Here is a 25720-nt window from a genome sequence, read left to right on the forward strand (position 1 = left end):
AATGGAATTGGTTTTTATTTGCCGGTCATGATCTTACGAATCTCCGCAAGCGGCGCCTTCGGCTTGCGGTCATAGGTGAGCAAACCATTGATTTCCTGCTCGACATCGGTCAGCTGGGTATAACAAAAGCCTTGAATCACCGGTGAGGAGAACATCGGCTCAACGACTGCCTTGAGCCGGATCAGAAAATCCTCCTCATTCTCGGCTCCGGAATAGCCCCAGCCCTCCCATTCGCTTTTTTTAAAGGCAATGCCGCCGAACTCCGAAATGAGAATCGGCTGGCCCTGATAGGAAGCGCCGCCCACAAAAATTTTGCGGTTAGCCGGCATGGAATTCACAGCAGAATCAACCGTAGCATACCGCTGCTCCAACACCTCCTGACGGCTCTCATAGTCATGGATCGTTATAAGGTCTGTCGTCATATGCTCCCAGCCGTCGTTATATACAACGGGCCTCATTTCATCCAGCGATTTGGTCAAATGATACATGGCCAGACCGTGCTGCTGCTGGCGCTTATCGATCTGCACATTGGGAACCCCCCAGCTTTCATTCAGCGGAACCCAGGTTACAATGCTCGGATGGTTATAATCACGCTCGATAATTTCCTGCCATTCCTTGGTGAACCGGCGGACATACGCCTCGGAATACTCATAGGCATTGGCTGCCTCGCTCCATACCAGCAGGCCCAGCTTGTCGCACCAGTACAGGAAACGCGGATCTTCCGTCTTCTGGTGTTTGCGCACACCATTGAAGCCCATTTCCTTGGCAAGCTCAACATCGCGCTTCAAAGCTTCGTCTGAAGGTGCGGTCAGAATCCCGTCAGGGAAATACCCCTGATCCAGAACCAGACGCTGATAGTACGGACGGTTATTCAGGCACAGCCTCCCGTCCTCAACCGATACCTTGCGCATGCCGAAATAGGCAGCGACCTCATCGATTACCTCTTCCCCCCGGACAAGCTGATACTCAATATCGTACAGGTTGGGGTGTTCAGGGCTCCACAGCCGTCCCAGACCATGCTCGGCAAAATCACCCAGTCCGATCGTCCGCAGCTGCTCAGAGTGTCCTACATGGTATTGATCTTCAGCAATCCATTCCCCGCCGTATGTAACCTTGATGCGGAGCTTCAGCGCAGCATCAGCCTTAAAGCCGTCAACGAACGTACGGATGCGGATTTCGTTACGGTCAATATCCGGGGTCATCATTATTTTGTGCATATGCACCGCCGGCACCGGCTCAAGCCAGACACTCTGCCAGATGCCGGTTGTACGGGTATAGAAGATCGAAGCAGACTGCTCCAGCCAGTATTGCTTGCCCCGCGGCAGCGTTACATCGCGGCTGAAGTCCTCCGCCCGCACTACAATCCTGTTGCTGCCCTGAACCAGCAGCGGGGTAATGTCCGCCTGGAACGGTGTATGTCCGCCTTCATGCATGACTGCCAGCTGTCCGTTCACCCAGACCTTGGCCAGATAATCAACGGCCCCGAAATGCAGGATGATCCGTTTGCCGCTCCAGGCCTCAGGAACCTCAAAGCTTCTTCTGTACCACACCACATCATGAAACCCAGGATCTTCAATGCCGCTCAGCTTGCTCTGGAAGGCAAAGGGCACTTGAATCGTCCGCACAGACAGCGCAGGCGTGTCTTTCCTATACCATTGCTCTTCTTCACCGGCACGTTCATCATCAAAGCCAAAGTCCCATGCTCCGTTCAGGCTTAGCCACTCTTTGCGCCTGAACTCCGGCCGCGGATATTCAGGACGGGAAATTAAGGTATTGCCTGCTTCAATCAACATGGTGTACTTCACTCCTATTGCTTAATTTTTTCTCTCTGTTGCTGTTAACCCTTAATGGAGCCGACATAGACGCCTTTGACAAAATACTTCTGCAGGAACGGATAAACCATCAGAATCGGCAAGGTGGATACGACAATCGCACAATATTTAACCAGCTCGCGGAAGGCCGTCTGGCTGCCGGCACTGTCGATGACTACACCTCCCGCACTGCCGATGGAGGTTGCAGTAGAGTCATTGGCAACCAGAATTTCCTTCATTAACAGCTGTAGCGGAAAGAGCTGCCTGTCTTTGAGCAGCACCATCGCATTGAACCAGGAATTCCAGTTCCCGACCAGATAGTACAGAAAAATAACAGCCAGCGTAGCCTTGGACAGCGGCAGAATCACATTGATCAGAATATTAGCCTGGCTCGCGCCGTCAATCGTTGCCGCTTCTTCCAGCTCCTGCGGAATAGCCTGGAAGCTGGTCCGCAGGATAATAATGTTCCAGGTACTCAGCGCCGTCGGCAGAATCATCGCCCACAGATTGTTGTACAGGCCGATATCCTTCATTAATAAGAACCACGGAATCAGCCCGCCGCCGAAGAACATCGTGATCGTAATCAGGATCATGATGAAGTTTTTGAAATACAAGTCTCTTCTCGATAACACATAAGCTCCCAGGATGGTCATAATCATGTTGACCAGGGTGCCTACCCCCACATAGATAATCGTGTTTTTATATCCGTTGATCAGGCTGTTATCCTTGAACACCAGCTTATAGCCGTCCAAGGTGAAGCCGAGCGGTTTGAGCAGAATTCCTTTATGGGCGATCAGCTCTCCCGGGTTGCTGACCGAGGCGAACAAGATATGCAGAATCGGATAAAAGCACACCAGAGTCAGGGCCGTCAGCAGGATATACAGCGTGATATCGAAGAGCCGGTCGCCCGGTGAACGGTATTTCCTGCTTTTTTTCACTATAGGCTGCGGATTATCATTCATGGCTGTCCCTCTTTTCTTACCATAAGCTGGTCTCGGATCTGCGTTTGGCAAGGGTATTGGTCATCCAGAGCAGGCCGAAATTCACAATCGAGCTGACCAGACCCACAGCCGTGGAATAGCTCAGACTGGCCTCTCTTAACCCCCGGCGGTACACGTAGGAGGCAATGACATCCGCCGTATCATAGATCAACGGATTGTAGAGCAGGATAATTTTCTCGTAACCGGATGACATCAGCCCGCCAATGGCAAAAATAAAAAGAATGATGATGACCGGACTGATCTGCGGCAGCGTAATATGCCACATTTTTTTGATCCTTCCCACTCCGTCGATTTCGGCTGCTTCGTATAGAGAAGTATCAATTGAGCTCATCGCCGCCAGATAAATGATGCTGTCCCAGCCGATGCTCTGCCAGATGCCGGAGAATGTATAGATCGGACGGAAGAATGAGGAATAGCCGAGCAGCGACGAGTACTCTTTTCCGGTAATAAGCTGCAGAATTTGTGTGACGATTCCTTCGTCTGCAGCGAAGATATGAATGATCCCGCAGACGACCACCAGTGAGATAAAATGCGGCATATAGGTGATTGTCTGCACGGTTTTCTTGAACTTCTCAGCCCGGATTTCATTGAGCAGGAGAGCCAGAATAATCGGTGCGGTAAAACCGAACACAATTCCCCAGACGTTGAGCATAAGCGTATTTTTAACGACCCGCCAGAAGTACGGTCCCCCGAAAAAATCAGCAAAGTGCTTGAGCCCGACCCACTCACTCGCGTTAAACCCCAGCAGCGGCTTGAAATCCTTGAAGGCGATCAGAACGCCCCACATCGGCCCGTAGCAGAAGATCAGAAACCAGGCCACTACCGGAACGGCCAGCAGGTAGACGAACCAGTTCTTTTTCAGATCCTTCTTGATGATGCGTCCGGTCTTCTTAGGCTTAGCGGCCGCAGGAACAGGAGCACCACCGTTCTTGTTCCGTACAATCTCCATAAAACAACCACCTATCGTTTGTTATATCGATCCAAGGCTGCCTGATGGATACTCAGGAATTCATCCAGTCCCATACTTTGCGCTTCTTTCAAAAATTTGTCGTAAGCATCAACCGGCAGCTCGCCCATGATGATCTTGGCAAAATATTCTCCGCGCAGCGTCGACAGCTGGTTCCCAAGCTCAGCTTCCCGTGAGGCTTCTTCTTTGGTAAAGGTAAGCGGCGGTACCGCCATGCTGGTATCCATGTTCTCCGTCCAGTACTTGCGGATCTCCCCGGAATAGCTCCCCTTGGCGGTGATCAGCGGATTGGCATGATGCTCGTCACGGATATTCGGCCAAGTGTGCATCCGGTATTTCCAGAGCGTGGTCGATACAGGCTGGCCCTCAGGGTCCTTGTATATATAGCTGTTTTCGGGATAATACGGCATGCCACTGTCGTCGATCAGATGCACCGTTCCATATTCGCCGAAGTTAATCATTTCCCAGCCTTTTTTGCTGTAGCTGAAATCAAGCCAGGCCATTGCTGCTTCCACATTGTCAGCTTGGGTGGTGATCGCCGCTTCTGTCCCCGTTCTTTTGAAATTTTTATAGGTGGTTGCCGATTTATCCCCTGTATTCAACACCGGATTCAGCGCCCCGACAAAATCAATGCCGCTCTGCTCCTTCCAATAGCTCCACATCGTATCCGGAGAATCCATCATCACCGCGGTATCACCGGAAATCGCACTGGCCATTCTCTGGTTAAAGTCCGCTGTCGCCCAGTCCGGATTCAACAGGCCTTCCTTGTTCCACTGCTGCATGGTTGCGAGATACTCCTTCGCTTTCGGCTGCGCCGGCCCCCAGGCCACTTTGCCGTTCCCGTCCAGGAAGGTCCAGTCCCATACCCCGTAAGCTCCGTTAATGATGCCGGTAAAAATCTGGCCGTAAGTCGAGCCGTAGTTGAGCGGCGCCTTATAGCCGACTTCCTTTGCCTTGGTCAGGAAGGTGTGCCATTCATCGATTGTGTTAGGAACAGCCAGCCCTGTTTTGTCCAGCGCCTCCTGCTTGATCAGCATCCCGAACCAGGTCCATTCTGAATAAGGGGCGATCCCGTAAAAGCCGAGCAGCCTGCCTTCGTCGGTCACCGTCGTTTTCCGACGGGTTTCATCAGAGTTACGCCACTGTGTATAGTTGGGGGCATTCTTCTCCATCAGATCGGTTAGATCCAGGTAAGCGCCGTCATTGACACCTGCTTCAAGCCCGCCCGGGTAACGTCCCGGCTCAATGATGATGTCTGGAAGATCACCGGAGGAGATCATCAGCGTGAAGGCATCTGCCTCCTGGCCGATCGGCGGTGTAATGAAATTCACTTTGATCCCTGTTAATTTCTCCACCTGCTTCTGGACGGCATGATTGTTCATATCCGGAATGTTGGAGTTCGCAGGCATCCATACATCGAGGACCACATCGCCCTTTACGGGATAAGCGGAGTAATCACTTGGAATCACTTCATCGTAATTATCGCCGAGGTAAGTATCATTCAGGGTAGCGTTCACTTCATCGATTTGCTCCTGCGTAGGCGCCGTATTCCCGCGGATGTCACCGCTGATATCCGTAAAGGCCACATCGTTCTTCTCCTGGGTTACATTTGCATTATTAGTGCCCGGGTCCATCTCCGCAGTATCGTCCTTTGCATTGTTGCCGCTGCACGCCGTTACAGTCGAAATAATCAGTATTAATACAAATAACAGGCTAACCAAGCGCTTTGTATTGTTCTTCATACTTAACCCCCCGCTATTAAATGATTTGCGCCTTACCTTAAACGAATCCGAAGTCAGTACCCGCTCCTCTGCCACAGCTGAATATTCCCCTTTTGCTGTAATTAATTAACTACAAACCAATCATTAGATACATAATTATTGTATCTTTAATCGGATTATAAGCACGAAAAGGCTAAATGTCAACGCTTTCAAACATATTTATCGTTAGTTTATTTCATGGATCTAAGCAGGCAATATTTTTAAGCAATAAATAAGTTAATCAAATAAACCCTTATAAACTAAGACGTTTCTCGGTTTTTTGTCGATTAACCGCAGAATAAAACCGCTTGAGATTTCAAATAAAGGATCACAAAGAAAAAACCTTTTGTTACAATATTATTGTAACAAAAGGCATGCAGAAGCCGAAAGTTATGTTTTATATAACCTGTTTCTTATTCTCCTGCCGGAACATCAATGGCCTGGCTGTCGCTCAGCGGAATTCCAAAATCAGGTGTACCGTCAGGGTGCCAGCCGAACTTCTGGATACGGGTGGCACGCAGTGAAGCGTCTGCACCGGGGGCAGGAAGCGCATGATACACAATCCAGTCCTCAAGATCATCAGGGGACCTGGTGAAGCTGTTGTGGCCAGTCGCATAGATTCCATTCTCCACACTTTTGCAGAAGACAGGCATCATGGATTTCTCCCAGGACTGCGGTTCCAGCGGATCATCCGCTTCATTCATTGTCAGCATGCCTAGTGAATAATCCTCTGACCAGGTTGTACTGGCCGAATAAATGAGAAACACCCGGCCGTTCCGCTGCAGGATCACCGGACCTTCATTAATCGCCATGCCGCCCTGCTGCTCCCATTTCAGCGTTGGCGCGGTCAGGAGCTGCTGCTCTCCTGTCACCGTCCAGGGATTATCCATCCGCATGATGTATACCGCCGATCCATACTCGGGAAAATGCCCATAGCCTGCGTACAGGAAATACAGCTGGTTCCGCAGTGTCATAACCGTCCCGTCCAATCCGGGCACCGGCGTCTGCAGCGCCCCCTTCCAGCTCCACTCACCCTCCAGAGGATCAGCGGCTATGTTCTCCAGCACACAAATCCGGCGCGATTCGTCTCCGCCCCCGTCATTTGCCGTGTAGTAGATGTACCAGTTGTTGTCCAGCCGGTGGATTTCCGGAGCCCAGAGGTTATAGCTGTAGCGGCCGCCGGGCTGCGGTGACCAGATTGTTTTTTTATGGCCCGAAGCCAGCCCCGTCAACGTCTCAGACCGTGTAAGCTCCAGACAATTGCCTTTCGTAGACATGAAATAGTAACAGCCGTCGGTATGCTTGAGCACCCAGGGATCAGCCGCCTTTTCCACAACCGGATTATGAAATGTCTTACTCTCAGTCATCTTATCCCTCCCAATACAATTTCACTCTCAATCGGATAATGCGCTTTCAGAAATTTAGAATAATAATCCTCTCTCTCCAGCACCTCCCTGTTCAAAGTTATGTCCATCTTACTCAGCCCCTCTTAACTTGTCTATAGCCGCACATCAGCCGACAAACTTCACATTGTCCGGTAGAAAAAACAGGCCTTTTATGATAGACTCACTAATAACACTGGCACGCTGCCTGCTGAAGCAGGACAGTCTGGCCCTGTTAATACGGCATTATTTTTTATAGAAACGGCTCCGCCCTCCTTCTGCAAGATGAAGCTGGACCCCGTTATTTCTATAATCCGCAGACACGCAGCTTTCGGGATTGCAATGCGTTAATGCGACACTATATCCGTTCAACAAATTTTGGGAGGGAATGTTAATATGGCAGCCAAGAAAATGCGTTCAGACATGATTAAAAAAGGCTTCGACCGCGCTCCGCACCGCAGTCTCCTGCGTGCAGCCGGAGTTAAAGAGGAGGATTTCGGCAAACCGTTCATCGCGGTCTGCAACTCCTACATTGATATTGTACCTGGTCATGTTCATCTGCAGGAATTCGGCAAAATCGTCAAGGACGCGATCCGCGAGGCCGGCGGCGTTCCTTTTGAATTCAATACGATCGGCGTAGACGACGGAATCGCCATGGGCCACATCGGTATGCGCTATTCGCTGCCAAGCCGTGAGATCATCGCTGATGCACTGGAAACCGTTGTTTCCGCGCACTGGTTCGATGGCATGGTCTGCATTCCCAACTGTGATAAAATTACCCCCGGCATGATGATGGGCGCCCTGCGCGTCAACATTCCGACCATCTTTGTCAGCGGCGGACCGATGAAGGCCGGCGTAGACAGCAAGGGCAAAAAGCTCTCCCTGACCTCCGTATTCGAAGGCGTAGGCGCGCATCAGGTCGGCAAGATCAACGATGCTGAGCTGCTTGAGCTTGAACAATACGGCTGTCCGACCTGCGGCTCCTGTTCCGGTATGTTCACCGCGAACTCCATGAACTGTCTGGCTGAAGCAATGGGTCTTGCCCTTCCGGGTAACGGCACCATCCTTGCCGTAGCCGAAGAACGCAGAGATTTCGTACGCAAATCTGCTACCCAGCTGATGGAGCTGATCAAGCTGGATCTGAAGCCGCGTGATATCGTAACCAAGGAATCACTGGATAACGCCTTTGCTCTTGATATGGCGATGGGCGGCTCGACAAACACAGTGCTTCACACACTGGCTCTGGCCCAGGAAGCCGAGATCGATTATCCGCTGGAGCGCATCAACGAAGTGGCTAACCGTGTACCTTATCTGGCCAAGCTGGCTCCTGCCTCCGACATCTTCATCGAGGATGTTGACCGTGCAGGCGGCGTAAGCGCCGTGCTGAACGAGCTGCTCAAGAAGCCGGGTGCTCTCTTCGGCGACTGCATGACCGTTACCGGCAAAACCATTGCCGAGAATGTCCGCGGCCACGAAATTCTGGATACCAGCGTTATTCATAAGCTGGACAATCCATACTCCGAAGTAGGCGGTCTCGCGGTACTCTACGGCAACCTGGCACCGGAAGGCTCGATCATCAAGGTCGGTGCAGTTGACGCTTCTGTAGGCGGCTACCACAAAGGACCGGCGATCTGCTTTGATTCCCAGGAAACGGCACTGGAAGGCATCGCTAACGGCAAGGTTAAAGAAGGCCATGTCGTAGTTATCCGTTATGAAGGTCCGAAGGGCGGACCGGGCATGCCGGAAATGCTTGCCCCTACCTCCCAGATCGTCGGCATGGGCCTCGGCGCCAAAGTCGGCCTGATCACCGACGGACGTTTCTCCGGCGCATCCCGCGGCATCAGCATCGGCCACATCTCGCCGGAAGCTGCTGAAGGCGGACCGATCGCGTTCGTTGAAGACGGCGACATCATCGAGCTGGATCTGATCAACCGCAAGATTGAGCTGCTGGTTGATGAGGAAACGCTGGCCACCCGCCGCTCCGGCTGGAAGGGCTTTGAGCCTAAGGTCAAGAAAGGCTATCTGGCCCGCTATTCCGCGCTCGTTACCAACGCAAGCAAAGGCGGCGTGCTGAAGATTTAATTGCTTTTTATTCTGGTCCCGGACGTGTGAGACGTCCGGGACCTTTTTGTGTGTCCAGGCCTCTGCATCGGTCCTCTGCTACAAGTGCGTCCGGGGTTCCCTTGGACGAAATGAATGACACCTGCATTTGCAGGCAGCGTCTCCGCCAAACGAATAACTGTATTTTGTACAGTTAAAAGACCTGTTTTTGACGGAAATGTTCATATAGCTGTATTCTGTGCAACTAAACGGCCATTTAAAGCCGCTTTGGAGCGATTCTGGCTGAAATAGCTGCACATAGTACATTTATATGGCCAATGCACCCGGATACGCCCGTTTTTAATTGTATAAAGTGCAGCTATGCTTACAAGCAGGCGGGTAATCGGCCAATCTATATTTATTATTAGACGAAAATAAGAGCACGGCTTGCAGGCCGCGTAACAGATAACAAAAAGGACAGGGGCTTCAAAAGCCCCTGTCCTGTACATTTTATTACGTTAATAATGGCCTGGTTACTCCTATTGCTAATAAAGCCAGCGATTGCTGACTAGACTATGCTCACTCAGCTGACTAATTAATGAATCTACCCGCTGATCAGCTTAATGTACAACCGTCGCTCCCGGAAGCTCCGCTTCCAGGGCAAGCTCCTCTTCCCTTACCCGTTCACGCGCCTTAACCTGCTTCTGCGGCCGCTGCTGGTTCATCTTATCCAGCAGCTCCGAGACCGGCATCAGCATCATCTTCGGCACAAGCACCTCACTGCGCTCCTTGAGCCGAGCGCCGCCAGCCGGGTGAATAACACTGAGCAGGATGCTCAGATAAAACTTGGTCGAACGGGCAAACCAGCCGTCCGGCAGATCCAGCACCATAAAGCCGAACTTCTCGGGCCCGCGGTTGAGCATGCTTACCCCGTACAGCGCCTTGGCCTCTGCCAGATCCACATCTGCGGCAATCCGCTCTGCAAGCACCGGCAGATCCTTTTCCATGCGGCGGATCATCCGGATGGCCAGCTGCGCAGAGGACCGGGAGTGCACGCCGAGCTCAAACAGCTGTCTGTTGTCGATGTGCAGCTCGATGATCGGGTCCCCTTTGACCAGGTGTTCCCCGTTATCCATCAGCACCGTTTCGCCCTGGTACTTGCGCAGCCGGTAATGCAGGAACGGGTCAGCGGGTGCAATGGTCTTGATCCGGAACATGAACTGGAAGCACTGCTCCCAGATTAGCCACAGGCCGACGACCAGCCGTTTGCCGTAGGATAGCTGCGAGACCGGGGAGGTCTGCACCTGCCGGATCATCTCGTCGATCCGGATGCTGCGCAGGTTCCGGCGGCGGGCCTCATCCAGCATCCTTTCGAGGGCAACCAGCATATGCTCCGGCGCTTTCGGATCGGCGCCGAGGGTCGTACCGCAATCATGCAGAAGCATTACCTCACCGGGACCCAGCTTGTTAAGCAGCTTGCTGGTCAGGCGTTCTGCCCCAAGCTTTTCCTTCCAGTCCCCGAACATTGCAGACCATAATACGATCTGCACCTGACGGCGCTTGGAGAAATCGAACAGGTTGACAATGCCCCACGGCGGCCGGTAGTACGTGCTGCGTACACCGGTAAGACTGTAAATAATGTCATCTGTGCGCTTGATCTGCTGCTTGACGGTTGCCGGCCGCATCAGCCAGTTGGTTTTGTGCACATAATTATGAATGCCGATGAGATGACCCTCATCATGGATACGCTTAATAATCTCCGGATTCTGCTCGGCGTGTGAGCCGACGACAAAGAAGGTTGCCTTGGCCTCATACCGTTTCAAAAGATCCAGCAGCAGCGGTGTATAGTACGGGTCCGGCCCGTCATCAAAGGTAAGGGCAAATTCACTGCGCCCGATTCCTTTGCGAAAGACGCGGTAGCCGAAAATTCTGCTGATCATTCCGGGAATGAAAGCATAGAAGGTAGAGATGTAAAATAACCAGAGCAGCAAAGTCTGCATGTATATTCCCCGCTTTTCCAGAGTTGACTTTGGCTCGCCTTACGGGTACGGCCAAGTTGGGTGACAGCTACCTCGGACAGATTCCGAAAAAAAAACGTTACCCCCTATTTTAACACAGGTCACAAAGAAAAAGACGCATTTTTATTAAAATCGTGTACAATGAATGCAAGATAAATTTGTCATTTTCTCTAAAAAGAAACCAATGTCATGGAGCAACGTAAAATCAGCTAAATCCGTGTAATGGAAAAGGAGTCGTGTTAATCTATGCTGCCGCTGTACAAAAAATATTGGCGAACGTTCTTTGACATCGGGCTGGTCGTGCTGACGGTGTATCTCGTTATGCTCGCCTTCAGCAAGCTGTACCAGCTCGCCGCCCCTGTATTTCTGTCGTTTTTTGTTTTCCTGCTGATTGAGCCGCTGGCCCGCTTTCTTAACCGCAAAGGCATGGGTAAGCCCTTTGCCTCAGCCATCTCGGTGCTGCTGTTTCTGGTCATTCTGCTTGGAATCCTGTTTGGTGCCGGCTTGCTTATCGCTACCCAGGCGCTGCACTTTCAGGATAGCCTGCCGAGGTACACCGCAATTATTCAGCTGCATTTCACCGAGGCCACTACATATCTCCAGCAGCAGATTGATGCCCTGCCGGCCGATCTGACCGACAAACTCAACGGCTACTTCACAGATGCCACCAATGTCCTGTCTGACTGGCTGGTTGTTTTCCTTAAATATATGATCGGAGCGCTTGGCTCCTTCTCTTCCTTTATGGGAAATTTCGGCATTGCGATTATTCTGGCCTTTTTCCTCAGCATGGAGATCAAGGACTGGCGCAAAATTGCCCATGACAAAATGCCTAAAACATTCAAGACCGCCTACGCCTTTGTCCAGGGGAATGTTTTTAAGGCCATTGGTTCTTATCTCAAGGCACAGCTGATCCTGATCGGCATCACCTTCGTTATTGTACTGGCCGGGCTGCTCACTCTGGGTACCGGCAATGTGCTGACAATGGCACTGATCTGCGCCGTATTCGACGTGCTGCCGCTGCTGGGTGTATCCACCATCCTGATTCCCTGGATCATCTACCTGTTCATCGTCGGCAATACTTCCCTTGCCATCGGACTGATTGTACTGCTCGCCGTTGTACTGATTGTAAGACAGCTGCTGGAGCCCAAAATTACCGGTAATTCCATCGGGGTCTCCTCCGCTTTCCTGATGCTGTCCTTTGTCATCTTCTCTATGTCGGCCTTCGGGGTTGCCGGACTGATCCTGTCGCCGATTCTGCTCATTCTGATCAAGGAGCTGATCCAGCAGGGCTATCTGCAGCGCTGGATCTACCTCCCGCAGGAAGAGTTCATCGTATCGCCGTTTGCCGCATCCGGCCCGTCCACTGCCGGCGGCACGGTGTCCGGTGACTCCGTCGCTGAGCCTCAGGCTCCGGAAGATGCCGACAGCAAATCAAAAATCTGACCGAACAGCCGGGTAGCGGTATGTTCACTGTCAGGGTCCACGTTCTCCACGGCAACGGAGACGGCATACCGGGGATGGTCTGCCGGCCCGTAGCCGATAAACCACTGGTTGTTACGCGGCACCCCTTTCACCATTGTCTGGGCCGTTCCGGATTTGCCGGCGACCGGCCACTGCGTGCTGCGCAGCCTTTTGCCGGTTCCCTCCGTAACGACCAGGCGCATCCATGACAGCAGCGCCTGGGAGGTCCCGCGGGAGATGGCGCCTGCGGCGGCCGGCGCCAGATGGGCGGGCAGCTCCTGCAGCGTCTGCCCGTTCCGGAAGGCGACGCGCTGCAGAATGCGCGGCGCCCGCACTTCCCCGCCATGCAGCAGCGTGACTACCAGATTCGCCGCCTGCAGCGGCGTCATGGTTACATCCCGCTGGCCAATGGCGGTCTGCACCCTGGCCCCGGCGTCGTCCGGAACCAGGGTGCTGAAGATCCGGCCCGGCTGCTCGCCAGCCAGCGGCCGGAGCACCGGCTGGCCCAGCGTGTCCGCAGCCTGCCAGCCGATGTCTCTGCCCAGGCCGAGCGCAAGCGCTGCGGCCTGGAGCTGAGCGCCGCTGAGCCGCTCGGCCAGCGTAGCGAATACGGTATTGCAGGACACGGCGAACCCTTGCGCCAGCGTGAGGGAGCCGTGTTTTTTGCCGTGCGGGCAGGACAGGTGATATCTGCCGAATTCGCCGGAGCAGAAGAAGCGTTCCTCCGGCGAGGTCAGGCCGGCTTCGAGGGCTGCGGCGGCCGTGACAATCTTGAAGACCGAGCCGGGGATAGCCGCCTGCAGGGCCCGGTTGTTCCATTCGCCCCCTTCGGGCGAGATATGATCCGGGTCATATAAAGGCAGCGAAACCATGGCTTCAATGTCCCCTGACCTGGAGTCCAGCACAACCACCGCCCCTTCCTTCATCCCGGCCTCCACAGCCAGCTTTTCTATCCCTTCCTGCAGCTCTTTATCAATAGTGGTATATACAGAGAGCGGGTAATACGGATTCCCCGGTGTTCTGACTTTCAGTACGCTGCCGGGAAGCTTGTTGCCGCGGGCATCCACCTGCGCATAGACTTCCGTATGTCCGACTCCCTGCAGCAACGGCTCCAGCGTCTTCTCAAGCCCGTCTGTCCCGCCAAGCGGAACCCGCAGTCCGGTCGGGGACTGCTTCGCGGCCGCAGGTGACAGCTCAGACAGATACCCCAGCCACTGACGTCCGGATGCAGCTCCGTCATATCTGCGGGCAAACGGCAGCGCACGGACGTAGCTAAGCTCAAGCTTCTCTACCTGCTCCGCCTGATCCGGGGTCAGCGCCAAAGGCTTCCGGCTTCCGGCCGATGGCCAGATCAACGGCTCCTTCAGGCCGCTGATCCGGCTCTCCAGCTCGCCGTACGTCACTCCGAGCACAGTGGCAAGCCGCTGCAGCTTATGTCCATCTGCCGCTGCCGTCCGCTCCTCCTGCGGGAAAAAAGCTGCCGTCCACACCGTCTCACCGGCAAGCGGCTTGCCGCTGCGGTCATAGAGCCGCCCCCTCCCGCTGTCTAGCACCATCTCCCGCTCACTTTGAATTTCGGCCATTTGGGCCATTGTATATGCTGCACCCGGCACGTTCCTGTTCTTCAGCACAAGCTGCACCCAGGCAAGTCTGATTATCAGAACTCCAACTAGAGCCGACAAAATGAGCAGGCTCCAGACAATTCGCTTATTGCTGTGTTTATGCAAGGTTATTCCTCCCGCGTGCCGCCTGTACCTTAGCCGGTCAGGACTTCTGCACCTATTATGCCCACCTTCCGGATAAATTACATAACCCTGCATCAGCAAAATCAAAAAACCGTACTATCCGGGTGGACAGTACGGCTGATAATAGTCATTCTATACGCTGAACCTGGACAGCCGCTCCCTGAGCATGAGAGAAGCCTTCTCCAGCTTACCTGAAAGCTCGACCAGATAATCACTCACATTCTGCTGTTCGCCGCTGAGTGAAGCAACCTCCTCGGAGGCCGCAGAGGATTCCTCGGCAAACGAGCTGACATTCCCGATCGTCTCTGACAGCCCTCTTTGAGACTGGCTTAACCCGGCGATGGAATCCGAGACAGAATCAAGGCTCGCTATGAACTGGTTCATCCGCTCCTGTACCGATACGAAAATTTCACTTGTATCCCGGACTGAGGCCATCTGCTCCGTAAAGAGCGGGGCTACTTGAGACAAGGCGTTCACCGTCTCATTAATATCCTTAATAATCGTGTCTGTAGTTTCCGCGACCAGGGCAATCGAGCGCTTGGACTGGTCGGCAAGCTGGCGGATTTCATCCGCTACCACCATGAAGCCGCTGCCCGCCTCGCCTGCACGCGCTGCTTCGATAGTCGCATTCAGCGACAGAATATTCGTCTGCTGCGTGATATTCTGCATGACATCCAGCACCTTGATGACCGAGGATGCCGTCTCCTGCAGCTCGTTCACCTTCTCCACCAGGGTACCGGTCATTCTGCCGGTGCTCCCGGTTCTGTCCAGGAGCTCCTGCAGCCTGGCAACTCCCTCACGGCTCGATTGCCCGACACTGTGTGCCGTGCTGCTCATTTCCTGTGCTGCAGTGATAACCAGGGCTGTCTGGCCGGATATCCGCTCCGTCATTTCATTGCCCCGGTCGGCTTCAAGCGCCAGGCTGCCGGCCCCGCCGGCAATCTCCTCCGTTGCGGAAGCGATATCCCGGGCCGCCATCGCCGTCTTGCGTGACGCCTCGCCCAGAGCGTCTGCCGTCTCAAGCACTTCACGGGCGGTTTCATTCGTATGTACTACAAGCTCGTTAATCCGCTCCATCATCATATTAAAGGAGCCGGAGAGCTGGCCGATTTCGTCCCTTGACGTTACTTGGGTTCTAACCCTGAGATCCCCCTCCGCTCCCTGGAACATCAGCGTTTTCAACCGGTTCAGCGGTCCCGAGACCATCCGCATCATCCAGAATCCGATTAAAGCTGCAATAATGCCGGCGGCTGCGACAGCAATGTATGTGGTATTCAGGATACGCCCTGCTTCCCTGGTCAAATTGTCCGCCGGGACTACGCCCAGAACCCTCCATCCTGAGCTTGCCAGTGTGCCGTACACCGCCAGAATGGATTTGCCCTGCTCATCCTTGGTCGGCAGCGAGCCTGATGCCTGGCTCAGGCCATTAAACAGTGTTCCGCCCAGGCGCAGATAAGAATCCGCTTCCTGATGCTGTGAGGTGGCAATAAGCTCATCTTTGCTTGTCAGCAGCTGGATGTAGGAATCCGCGCCCAAGCTGACCTTGCTTAGCTGGTTCTCAATATCGGCGGTCTTGATATCACAAACTGCAATATAGCCTGCATTCCCGGAGCTACCGCTAACCGATTTGGCAAAATGAAAAACCCCCGCATTCTCCCCCTGCTTCACAGCCTGTGTAATCCATACACCCTGGGGCTGCTTTTGCAGCTGGCTGAACCAGTCACTGCTTCGAATTCCTTCAACAAATGTGTTGTCAGACGCTCCTGAAGCAACAACCGGCAGGCGCTCATCCAACGGAACAAGATATACAGCCTGCATATTACCGGCAGCAATGAGCCACTTATCCAAAACGGCCTGAATTCTTGCAGCCGCTGCCTCCCGCGTCCCATTGCCGGATGACGCCGTTCCAGACTGGACAGCCTGCATAATCGCACCGTTGTAAAACAGCTCGCCCAGCCTGTCCTCAAAACGCAGCAGAATAACATCCAGCTTCTCAGCCGTCTGCTGAACAGTCTGTTCGTTAGCTGCCAGAGCATTAGTTTCAATCGTATGCTTAGCTACGGAGTACGAGGTATAGCCAAGTGACAGCACTATTCCCATAGTGGTGATGAAAAACACCAGGAATAACCGCGTTCCCAGCGATCTGGATGGAAGCAGCCGGGTGAATCCACTGCTGCCTGTTTTTGATTTGCTCACAAAAAACCACCGCCGAATCATTATTATCTTTTGCACATAACCGCAATTAATCATAAACGATTAAGCTTACATTTGCTGTGATTTTGTTCCATTAGGCGATTCCTGTCGAAGATTTCTTAAAAAGAACGGATTCCCCGCCTCGTTTCATCCCTTTCCCCTCTTGAAATCGCTCCCGAAAAGGGTTATAACTAAACTGTGTTGATTTTGTTATTTGCTTTTAACTAAATAATAATAACAAAATTAATTTTGTTATATTCCATTATCATTAGCAAAGCGGGGGTTGCAAATGTCACGGCTGAATGAATATGTCGGAGGCGTTACCTGGGGTTTCATGGGCAAACGGGGAACGTGGGCAACAGAGGCTGCCGGGGCCTCAATGGGACTTATGAAATCGGTTACGGGAGCCAACTGGACGGCAATCACCTTCAGCGCTTTTCAGGCTACTGCCCAGTCCACAGCTATCCCTTACCAGGAGGCACCGACGGTCACTGATGATGAAGTGCTCTGGGCAATCCGCAAGGCCAAGTCACTGGACTTAAAGGTCTGCCTGAAACCGATTGTCAACTGCGCTGACGGGACATGGCGGGCACATATCAATTTCTTCGACAAGGATGTTCCCTGTGAGCCCAAGTGGTCAGACTGGTTCCGCTCTTATACCGCCTTTATCCTGCATTATGCTGCGATTGCCGAGGAAACCGGCTGTGAAATGTTCTGCATCGGCTGTGAAATGGTGCAGACGGACCGGCGTGAAGCCGAATGGCGCACACTGATTGCGGAAGTCCGCAGGGTATACACCGGTGTACTGACCTACAATTGCGACAAGTATCAGGAGGACAATGTGACCTGGTGGGATGCGCTCGATGTCATCTCGTCCAGCGGTTATTATCCTGAAACAGACTGGGAAGAGCAGCTGGACAGAATTGAAGTGGTGGTAAAAGCGTACGGCAAGCCTTTTTTCTTTATGGAAGCCGGCTGTCCGAGCCGCAGCGGAAGCGCAGCGATTCCCAATGACTGGTCACTGCCGGGCGTACCGGATCAGGAGGAGCAGCTCCGCTTCTACAGGGCGATGTTCGGTGCAAGCGGGTGCCGCAGCTGGGTGCAGGGCTTCATGCTCTGGGACTGGCCGGCTGAGCTTTACCCACCGGAGGAGGCAGCAGAGAGTGATGATTACTGTATGTACGGCAAGGCGGCTGCTCCGGTTATCAAGGAATTTTTCACCTCCAAAATAATAAATAATCAGGAGTGAACGAATCAAAATGAAAATAGCAACTGAAGCGTGGCTGGATGCCCTCACAAACGAGCTGCAGAACAATATCCTCAGCTTCTGGATGAAGCACACACTGGATGAGGAGCATGGCGGTTTCGTCGGGAAGATCGACAATCAAATGAAGGTGATTCCCGGAGCCGAGAAGAGCCTGGTGCTTAATGCGCGGATTCTCTGGACCTTTGCGACGGCTTACCGGACCTATGGGTCAGCTGAATACCTGGGTATGGCTGAACGGGCCTACCGTTACCTGCTGGAGCATTTTCTGGATAAGGAATACGGCGGGCTGTACTGGATGGTGGACGCTTCGGGTGCTCCTTCCCAGTCCAAGAAGCAGGTATATGGGCAGGCTTTTGCCATCTATGCTTTGGCTGAATTCTATCATGCCACCGGCAATGAGGAAGCACTGAATCACGCAGTAGAGTTATTCCGGGTTTTGGAGAAGTACAGCTATGATTCTCTTTATAAAGGATATATCGAAGCCTTGTCCCGCGAATGGGAGGTTACAGATGAACTGTCGCTCAGCGATAAGGATATGAATGAGAAGAAATCAATGAATACCCACCTCCATGTCCTTGAAGGCTATACGGGCCTCTATCGGGTGTGGAAGTCAGAGGAGCTGCGGGTGAAGCTGGCCGAGCTGATTGACACGATGCTTGTCCACATTATTGATGATCAGGGCCAGCATTTTCACTTGTTCATGGATGAAGAGTGGCATGTCAAATCGGATATTACGTCCTACGGCCACGATATTGAAGGCAGCTGGCTGCTGGTGGAAGCGGCAGAGGTGCTGGGGGATGAAGCGCTGCTGGAACGTGTACGCAAGGTTGCTGTAACTATGGCTGAAGCCGTGCTGGCCGAAGGTATAGACAAGGACGGCGGCATCTGGAATGAGGCCGACAAGAACGGCCTGCTAAACGAAGAAAAAGACTGGTGGCCGCAGGCGGAAGCCATGGTAGGGTTCTATAACGCTTATCAGCTGACACAGGATACACGGTTCCTGGATGCCTCTGCAGCAGTGTGGACGTTCATCGACCGTTATATTGTTGACCACGAGCATGGTGAATGGTACTGGGCAGTAGATGAGCATCGGCAGCCAGTCGCCCACGCTCCCAAGGTCAGTGCCTGGAAATGCCCCTATCATAACGGCAGAGCCTGCTTTGAGATGATCGGAAGACTGCAGGCCGCTGTAAAGGAGACTCATTAATGACAGCATTATTCGAAGAACGCAAAGCACAGCTGACCCAGCGCTATGAGGCGCTGATCACCCGGACCAATGAAAAGCTGCCCTACGGCAACGGGATTTATGACCGCTACCGCTACCCTCTGCTGACTGCAGAGCACGCTCCGCTGATCTGGCGTTATGATTTTAACCCGGAGACTAACCCCTACTTCGCCGAACGGATTGGCGTTAACGGCGTGTTTAATCCCGGGGCAATCGAGCTGGACGGTAAATTCTACCTTATCGCCCGTGTTGAAGGCAACGACCGCAAATCGTTTTTCGCCGTCGCCGAGAGTGACAGCGGAGTGGACGGCTTCCGGTTCTGGGATCATCCGTTCGTCCTGCCTGAGACGGAAGAGCCTGACGTCAACGTCTACGACATGCGCCTTACCAAGCATGAGGACGGCTGGATCTATGGCCTGTTCTGCACCGAGCGCAAAGACCCGGATGCCCCGCATGGCGACCTGTCCAGCGCCGTGGCACAGTGCGGGATCGCGCGCACCAGAGACCTGAAGAGCTGGGAGCGCCTGGCCGACCTGAAAACCGGCTCCGCCCAGCAGCGCAATGTCGTGCTGCATCCAGAGTTTGTAGACGGCAAGTATGCCTTCTACACCCGTCCGCAGGACGGCTTCATCGATGCCGGTTCCGGCGGCGGCATCGGCTGGGGCTTGTCTGACACCATTGAGAATGCGGTAATCGGCAGCGAAACCATCATCGACCAGCGCTATTATCATACGGTTAAGGAAGTGAAGAACGGCCAGGGCCCGGCTCCAATCAAAACGCCGCGCGGCTGGCTTCATATCGCCCACGGCGTGCGCAATACCGCTGCCGGCCTGCGCTATGTGCTCTATGTCTTCCTGTCCGACCTGAATGAGCCGAACATGGTCACCCATGCTCCGGGAGGCCACTTCATCGCACCGGACGGGGAAGAACGCGTCGGGGATGTCTCTAACGTGGTGTTCTGCAACGGCGTAATCGCCCGTGACAACGGGGATATCTATATCTACTACGCCTCCTCAGACACCCGCGTGCATGTCGCAACCACCACAGTCGGCCAGATGCTCGACTATGTGCTGAACACACCGGAAGATCCGCTCCGCTCCTACGCCTGCGTTCAGCAGCGCATCGCATTGATCGACCGTAATCTGCAGCTATAACTTATCCGCTCTACAGCAAAAAGACGGGTGCCGGCAGAACTTAATTGTTCCTGCCGGCACCCGCCTTTTGTTATCGCTTGAAAACGGTTGATCCGCCCGGCAGCATACAATACTTTTGCCGAAACTAATAAACCTCCCCCTCATCTCCCTGTACTTTAGCGCCTAATCCGGCAGCAACCCCGCTCATTCTCTCTATTACAAAATCATCGGCACCCGCTACTGTAATCCGTCCATCTGTATATTTAAAAGGGATTTGTTCGTCCTCTTCCGCCAGCCAGTTAAAAAAGTCTCCGCCAATCGCCAGCGTTCCAAACGGACCTTGCACCGAAAGACCGCTGCTATACTCAAAGTCCTCCTGACCGGCAAAAAAGGCTTTCGCCTCCTCCAGTGAAATCGGGTTGCTGCCGCTTTCCGTCCAGTGTTCCGCCCGGGTAATATGTACATCATAACTCATATCGATGTTCACTCCAGTTTCGATTTTTTTTATTAGTGGACAGCGTATCCGGCTTCAGTCTGACCTTCGCTCAGCTGCGCGGCTCAGCCACCGAATCCCGGTGGACGATGTCGGCAGCGATCAGTATCTTCTCCAGCGGCGAAGACGGGCTGTTAATCCGGCTCAGCAGCTTCTCTACGGCAGCCCGGCCCATCGCTTCTTTGGGCACATGGACCGTGGTGAGCGGCGGAATGCCTCTGGCGGCATCATCAATATTGTCAAAGCCGGTAACGGAAATATCCCCCGGCACGGACAAGCCCTCCTCCCGGAGCACATTGCAGACAGTGAGCGCAATAAAATCATTGCCGCACAGCAGCGCGGTCGGCATATTGTTTGCTTTTCTGCGCTTTAGCAGCCACTGCTTGAGTTCTTCATGCAAGATGATCGAGTCCATTCCTTCCTGCAGCAGCAGCTCGTCATCACCGGACTGGGGCTGCAGCCCGCCCTCCTCCAGCGAACTGCGGAACCCGATCCAGCGGTCCCTGAAGCTGCGTGAATAACGGATCGGACCGATAAAATGCTGGTGCGTATGGCCGATTCCCAGCAGATGATTGGTCAGCCTGGACATGGAATCCATATTGTTCGCAAATACGGTATCGCTTGGAATAAGCGGATCTTCATGGTCTATAAGCACCATGGGCAGACCGATCCGGTGCACCTCCAGCAGCAGCGAGGTTGAGATCGTGCCTACACCGACCAGGCCAAGCAGGCCGCCGGGATTCAGGATATTCACAAAGTTGTCTGCGCGGTGCTCGGAGACGATTACCATACCCAGTCCCTGCTCATCCAAAGCGAGGGCGATCCCGTCAACAATTTTACCCCAGTACAGCGAATCCTGTGTCTGCGAACGGATATTGGGCATCAGCACCAGGACCGACTGTTTATTACGGTCACCGGCAGACGTTTGGGTGGAGCGTTTTGCATTTTGCATATAGGCGTTCTTCTGCGTAAAATAGCCCAGCTGTGAAGCAGCCTGAATCACCCGTTCCCGGGTCGTTTCATTGACGCCCTCTTTGCCGGACAGGGACTTGGAAACGACAAATTTAGAGACCCCGAGGTGGTCGGCGATTTTTTGCATCGTTATCTTTTTAGCCACTTATATTCCTCCAAGTAATAATTCCGTTATCATAACATTTACCTAACAAAATAATTATACTTGTCCTTTTCGGGATACACAAGGAAAAGCCCCTCACAAATGAACAGGCCGACTCTCCGCTGAGGAAGAACCGGCCTGACTCTGCAATATGAAGACCAGCTGACTGCCGGCCAATTTTAAATAGTGAACATGGACAGCTTGTCTTTCAGCTGGTTCGAGGCCACCTCAAGCTTGCCGGACAGGGATACGAGCTGATCGCTCACATTCTGCTGCTCGCTGCTTAGTGACGCCACTTCCTCTGAAGTAGCCGAGGATTGCTGTGCTACTGCACTTACGTTGCCCATTGCATCAGACAGCACACCCTGCGAGTGGCTGAGACTGCCGATCGCACTGGTAACGGACTCCAGGCTGGCGATGAAATCCTCCATTTGCCCCTGCACGGATACAAAGATATCGCTGGTGCTTTTGACTGAGGTCATCTGCTCTTTGAAGAGCGGCGCCACTTCGGACAGCTCCTCCACCGTTCCGTTCATTTCAGTAACGATATTATCAATGATGCCGGCCACAAGGGCAATGGACTGCTTGGACTGATCGGCCAGCTGCCGGACTTCGCCTGCAACCACCATAAATCCGCGGCCCGCTTCACCTGCTCTTGCCGCTTCAATAGTAGCGTTCAAGGACAATATATTAGTCTGCTGGGTTATATTCTTCATCACGTCCAGCACTTTAACAACCGAGTATACCGTATCCTTGAGATTGTTAACACGGGTCACCAGGGCACTGGTCTTCTCGCCGATCAGGCCGGTCTTCTCCAGCAGCTCCCCTAGCTGCTTCGCCCCATGTCCGCTGGCTTCACCGACCGTGTGCGCAGCCTCGTCCATCGCTGCGTTTGCGGCAATGACGCTCTGCATCTGTGTACCGATCAGATCGGTCAGCTCATTCCCGCGCTCTGCTTCCAGTGCAAGACTGCCGGCACCTCCGGCAATCTCTTCCGTGGCTGCAGCAATTTCCTTGGCCGAAACAGCCGTTTTGCGGGAGGCATCGCCAAGCTCGCCGGCAGTCTCCAGCACTTCACGTGCTGTATCCGTGGTCTGGGCCACCAGTTCGGTGATCCGCTCCATCATCACATTAAACGATGCGGACAACTGGCCGATCTCATCCTTGGATGCATATTCGGTACGGACACTGAGATCGCCTTTGGATCCTTCGACCATCAGATCCTTAAGACGGGCCAGAGGCCGGGCGATCATCCGCACCATCCAGAAGCCCAGCACTACAGCAAGCAGAGCTGCAACAAGCGCGGCCATATAGGTGGTAAACAGAATCGGCTTAGCGGCTTTTACCAGTTCACCTGTCGGAATGACTCCGCTCAGCTTCCAGTCTGCTTTGGTCAGTGTTCCGAATACGGCCAGCACATCTTGGCCATTACCGTCCTTGGCCTCCCGGCTGTTCGTCGCATCCTTGCTGTCCTTAATGAAGCTGAATTCCGAAGCTTTTCCGTCATCAGCCTGAACGGAAGATGCAACTACAATGCCCTCCGAATCAACCAGCTGAATTCGCGATCCGTCGCCCAGTGACACACTTTTGAAGGCATCCTCAAGCAGTGTGTTTTTCAGCTCCAGCATCATGACAAAACCTGAGCCGGATCCCATTGTTTTCAGTGATCTTACCATTGCGACATTCTTGCCGCCGTTTCCTTGCACGGCCGTTGAGAACCAGTAATTCTGCAGCGACTCGCCATCTTTGGAATAGTACGCGGTGTATTCTTTAGTGCGTTCGACCACTGTCTTGAACCAGTCCTGATCTCTGATTCCGTCCATCTTCAGACTGGAATTGCCGCTTGAGATAACACTTTCTTCCGGTTCAGTCGGAATCAGTGAAATCGCCACAATATTAGAGTCTGTGGTCGTCTGGCTGGACAGCTTCTTGCTGATTGAATCCGTGGCGACAAATTTATCATAATTAGACTCAGCGGAGATAAGTTCGGTCAGATCGCTTTGCATTTTGGTATCAAAATATAATTGAAGCGCAAGATTCTCGTACTGGTTGAGCATAATATCCAGCTTGTCCGATGTCTGCAGAATAGTCTGCCTGTTCGCCTCTGACACATTATCTTTAATCGTCGTTTTGGCTTTGTTATAAGACAATAGACCGAGAAGGAGTACAACAACTACAATCGCTGACAGAAAAATCAGAAACAGCTTGACGCCTACCGATTTAACCGGATTTACCCTCTTTACTTGATGGAGTGAGCCGTTCATTACCCCTTTAAAGCTCAATTCCGGCATCTTTATTTTGCTCTTGCTTTTACCAGGTACCTTGTTGTCCTCTGCAAGACCTGGTTTTATTTTCTGTTCTTTGCCTGATTTTTGTTTGTTCTCTCTCACTTTGACCCTTCTCCCCTTCTGGTTTCTCTCTGTTCTTCTGTCCGGAATTCCCCATACCATCACCTGCCAGCTAGAATAGAGGATGTATGTAAGCGTTCACCATCTATATCGGCTAATTAGGGCGAATTGCTTAGGTTTACAGAGAAATATCCTGAGAAGTTTTTATATTATATGTTTCTCTTCCACATTTTTCATACTAGAGTAAAGGGCTGAACAAATTCAGCCCCTCCTCATCAAACCGTACGTGAGGTTTTCCCTCATACGGCTTTCCGATGTTCGTCATTCATGGGCGTGCGGATTACAATAGCGTTTTGAGTCCATGCTGTAAGGCGATATATTTAACCTCAGATAGTGAGCCCTTCCATCTTCTACGTTGTCTCTTCTTGGCATACCACCGTGTTAACCGCCCTAAAATATACCAGTCTAGTTTTGCTAATTTCTTTTGGCTATAGTTCGTGTAGTAATAATTTCTCCATCCTTGAATCTTGGGATTGAGCCATTCTACATGTTCTTCAAACGTTCTTGAGCGCATGCTCGGCGGCCCCAATCTTTCTTTGACCACCTCACGAATACGTTCCTCTGCCTTCTGTGTTAGCCACTGCTGTGTGGTGTAGTACACCTTACCTTGGGATGTTTCTGCTTTGGTTTTCCGGTGGTGCATGCCTAAGAAATCGAATCCTTCGTCTCCAGTCCACAATCCTACAATTCGGGTTTTGGTCGGGTGTAGGGTCAACTCCAGACGTTCCATAATCGTACATATAAGCTTATACGCATGTTCTGCGTCCTTTTTAGTTTTGCAAACCACCACAAAGTCGTCTGCATACCTCGTGAGCTCACCTACTCCTTTTCCGTGTTTCTCCCAGAGTTGGTCGAAGTAATTTAAATAGATATTCGCAAGGAGCGGTGAAATCACTCCTCCTTGCGGTGTCCCTAAATCCGAGCGTCTTACCGTTCCTTCTTCCAAAACTCCTGCACTTAACCACTTTTGTATTAATTTCAATATCCGCCTGTCATTGATTCGCATCCGTACCAATTTCATTAGCTTCTCTTGATTAATATTGTCGAAGTAGCCTTGGATATCGACGTCGACTACCCAATTCCCCTTACGGTTGCAGGCTTTACGAATACGTTCTAACGCTCCTTTAGCACTTCGTTTCGGGCGAAATCCGAAGGATACCTCCCCAAAGTCTGCTTCAAAGATGGGCTCAATCACTAATTTGGTTGCCATCTGTATGACTCGATCCCGCACAGTGGGTATACCTAATGGCCTTTGCTTGCCATCCTTCTTCGGAATATAGTGTCTACGTACAGGTTGCGGATGGTAGTTGCCTTCTTTAAGCTCTTGCTCACAGGCCTTGAGAAACGATATTTCTCCTTGTTCCTCAATGTCTGCTAGCGTCACGGCATCTACTCCTGCAGCTCCTTTATTGGCTTTCACTCGTTTCCATGCCTCGCACAGTACATCCCACCGATAGATCTTGTCATACAATGCATGGAATTTACGCTTGTTGTTCTCCTTGGCCGCATGACCTAGCTTTTCTTGGAGTTCTTGAACTTTTTCCTTAGGTGTCGTTAGCCGGTTGGCATTCACTCACTCGTACCTCCTCCAAAAGCATAAACAAAGCAGGGCTCCTTCCCTCCCTAAGGTTATGTTGTCCTTAGGTTCTTTGGTACTATGAGCCCCTCGGACTCCCTTCCCACAGACGGTTCACTTCGTCTT

Annotated in this window: 17 protein-coding genes; 5 read left to right on the plus strand and 12 right to left on the minus strand. The window is 52.7% G+C overall.

Annotation, left to right across the window (positions count from 1 at the left end; translation table 11 throughout):
• Positions 1 to 14: 14 nt before the first annotated feature.
• From BLR64_RS18570 to BLR64_RS18590, 5 genes are all read right to left on the minus strand, one after another.
• Positions 15 to 1793, minus strand: a complete 1779-nt coding sequence (locus tag BLR64_RS18570; RefSeq protein ID WP_090716392.1) for a glycoside hydrolase family 2 protein — start codon at positions 1791 to 1793, stop codon at positions 15 to 17.
• Positions 1794 to 1837: 44 nt separating this feature from the next.
• The gene (locus BLR64_RS18575) at positions 1838 to 2773 is read right to left on the minus strand and encodes a carbohydrate ABC transporter permease (protein ID WP_090716394.1); all 936 of its coding nucleotides are present in this window, start codon (positions 2771 to 2773) and stop codon (positions 1838 to 1840) included.
• Positions 2774 to 2789: 16 nt separating this feature from the next.
• Positions 2790 to 3761: an ABC transporter permease gene (locus BLR64_RS18580; RefSeq protein ID WP_090716395.1), complete on the minus strand. Its 972-nt coding sequence runs from the start codon at positions 3759 to 3761 to the stop codon at positions 2790 to 2792.
• 11 nt (positions 3762 to 3772) lie between these two features.
• Positions 3773 to 5521 carry an extracellular solute-binding protein gene (locus BLR64_RS18585; protein ID WP_090716397.1) on the minus strand — a complete coding sequence of 583 codons (1749 nt, stop codon included), beginning with the start codon at positions 5519 to 5521 and terminating at the stop codon, positions 3773 to 3775.
• Between the two features lie 431 nt (positions 5522 to 5952).
• A complete protein-coding gene (locus tag BLR64_RS18590) occupies positions 5953 to 6906 on the minus strand; it encodes a glycoside hydrolase family 43 protein (protein WP_090716398.1) in 954 nt (317 codons plus the stop codon).
• A gap of 411 nt (positions 6907 to 7317) precedes the next feature.
• On the opposite strand from BLR64_RS18590, the gene ilvD reads away from it, so the two are divergent.
• Positions 7318 to 9003, plus strand: coding sequence for a dihydroxy-acid dehydratase (ilvD, locus tag BLR64_RS18595; protein ID WP_090716400.1), 1686 nt, complete (start codon positions 7318 to 7320; stop codon positions 9001 to 9003).
• 578 nt (positions 9004 to 9581) lie between these two features.
• Here ilvD and BLR64_RS18600 read toward each other — a convergent pair.
• Entirely contained in the window at positions 9582 to 10961 is a 1380-nt protein-coding gene (locus BLR64_RS18600) for a polysaccharide deacetylase family protein (RefSeq protein ID WP_090716402.1), read from the minus strand.
• A gap of 264 nt (positions 10962 to 11225) precedes the next feature.
• Between BLR64_RS18600 and BLR64_RS18605 the strand changes: the two genes are divergently transcribed.
• Positions 11226 to 12422 carry an AI-2E family transporter gene (locus tag BLR64_RS18605; protein WP_090716403.1) on the plus strand — a complete coding sequence of 399 codons (1197 nt, stop codon included), beginning with the start codon at positions 11226 to 11228 and terminating at the stop codon, positions 12420 to 12422.
• Here the strand turns inward: BLR64_RS18605 and BLR64_RS18610 are convergent.
• Together BLR64_RS18610 and BLR64_RS18615 are read right to left on the minus strand one after the other, a co-directional pair.
• Entirely contained in the window at positions 12383 to 14167 is a 1785-nt protein-coding gene (locus tag BLR64_RS18610) for a peptidoglycan D,D-transpeptidase FtsI family protein (protein ID WP_244157759.1), read from the minus strand. The two genes, BLR64_RS18605 and BLR64_RS18610, sit on opposite strands and share 40 nt — an antisense overlap.
• A gap of 150 nt (positions 14168 to 14317) precedes the next feature.
• Positions 14318 to 16381: a methyl-accepting chemotaxis protein gene (locus BLR64_RS18615; protein ID WP_167360724.1), complete on the minus strand. Its 2064-nt coding sequence runs from the start codon at positions 16379 to 16381 to the stop codon at positions 14318 to 14320.
• A 286-nt stretch (positions 16382 to 16667) separates the two neighbouring features.
• On the opposite strand from BLR64_RS18615, the gene BLR64_RS18620 reads away from it, so the two are divergent.
• The 3 genes from BLR64_RS18620 to BLR64_RS18630 are packed head-to-tail and all read left to right on the plus strand — an operon-like array spanning position 16668 to position 20024.
• The gene (locus tag BLR64_RS18620) at positions 16668 to 17627 is read left to right on the plus strand and encodes a glycoside hydrolase family 113 (RefSeq protein WP_090716407.1); all 960 of its coding nucleotides are present in this window, start codon (positions 16668 to 16670) and stop codon (positions 17625 to 17627) included.
• Between the two features lie 10 nt (positions 17628 to 17637).
• On the plus strand, positions 17638 to 18852 hold the full coding sequence (locus BLR64_RS18625) for an AGE family epimerase/isomerase (RefSeq protein ID WP_090716408.1): 1215 nt from the start codon (positions 17638 to 17640) through the stop codon (positions 18850 to 18852).
• Positions 18852 to 20024, plus strand: coding sequence for a glycoside hydrolase family 130 protein (locus tag BLR64_RS18630; protein ID WP_090716410.1), 1173 nt, complete (start codon positions 18852 to 18854; stop codon positions 20022 to 20024). The genes BLR64_RS18625 and BLR64_RS18630 overlap by 1 nt, the downstream gene beginning before the upstream one ends.
• A 124-nt stretch (positions 20025 to 20148) precedes the next feature.
• Here the strand turns inward: BLR64_RS18630 and BLR64_RS18635 are convergent, their stop codons facing one another.
• The 4 genes from BLR64_RS18635 to ltrA all read right to left on the minus strand — a co-directional run bounded on the left by BLR64_RS18635 (position 20149) and on the right by ltrA (position 25591).
• Positions 20149 to 20478, minus strand: coding sequence for a hypothetical protein (locus tag BLR64_RS18635; protein WP_090716412.1), 330 nt, complete (start codon positions 20476 to 20478; stop codon positions 20149 to 20151).
• A gap of 70 nt (positions 20479 to 20548) precedes the next feature.
• A complete protein-coding gene (locus tag BLR64_RS18640) occupies positions 20549 to 21613 on the minus strand; it encodes a LacI family DNA-binding transcriptional regulator (RefSeq protein WP_090716414.1) in 1065 nt (354 codons plus the stop codon).
• Positions 21614 to 21789: 176 nt separating this feature from the next.
• Positions 21790 to 24000 (minus strand): methyl-accepting chemotaxis protein, encoded by a 2211-nt coding sequence (locus BLR64_RS18645; protein ID WP_244157760.1) that lies wholly within the window; start codon positions 23998 to 24000, stop codon positions 21790 to 21792.
• 298 nt (positions 24001 to 24298) lie between these two features.
• Entirely contained in the window at positions 24299 to 25591 is a 1293-nt protein-coding gene (ltrA, locus tag BLR64_RS18650; RefSeq protein WP_090716418.1) for a group II intron reverse transcriptase/maturase, read from the minus strand.
• Positions 25592 to 25720: the final 129 nt, after the last annotated feature.

Source organism: Paenibacillus typhae (assembly GCF_900099765.1).
Taxonomy (GTDB): Bacteria; Bacillota; Bacilli; order Paenibacillales; family Paenibacillaceae; genus Paenibacillus_AQ; species Paenibacillus_AQ typhae.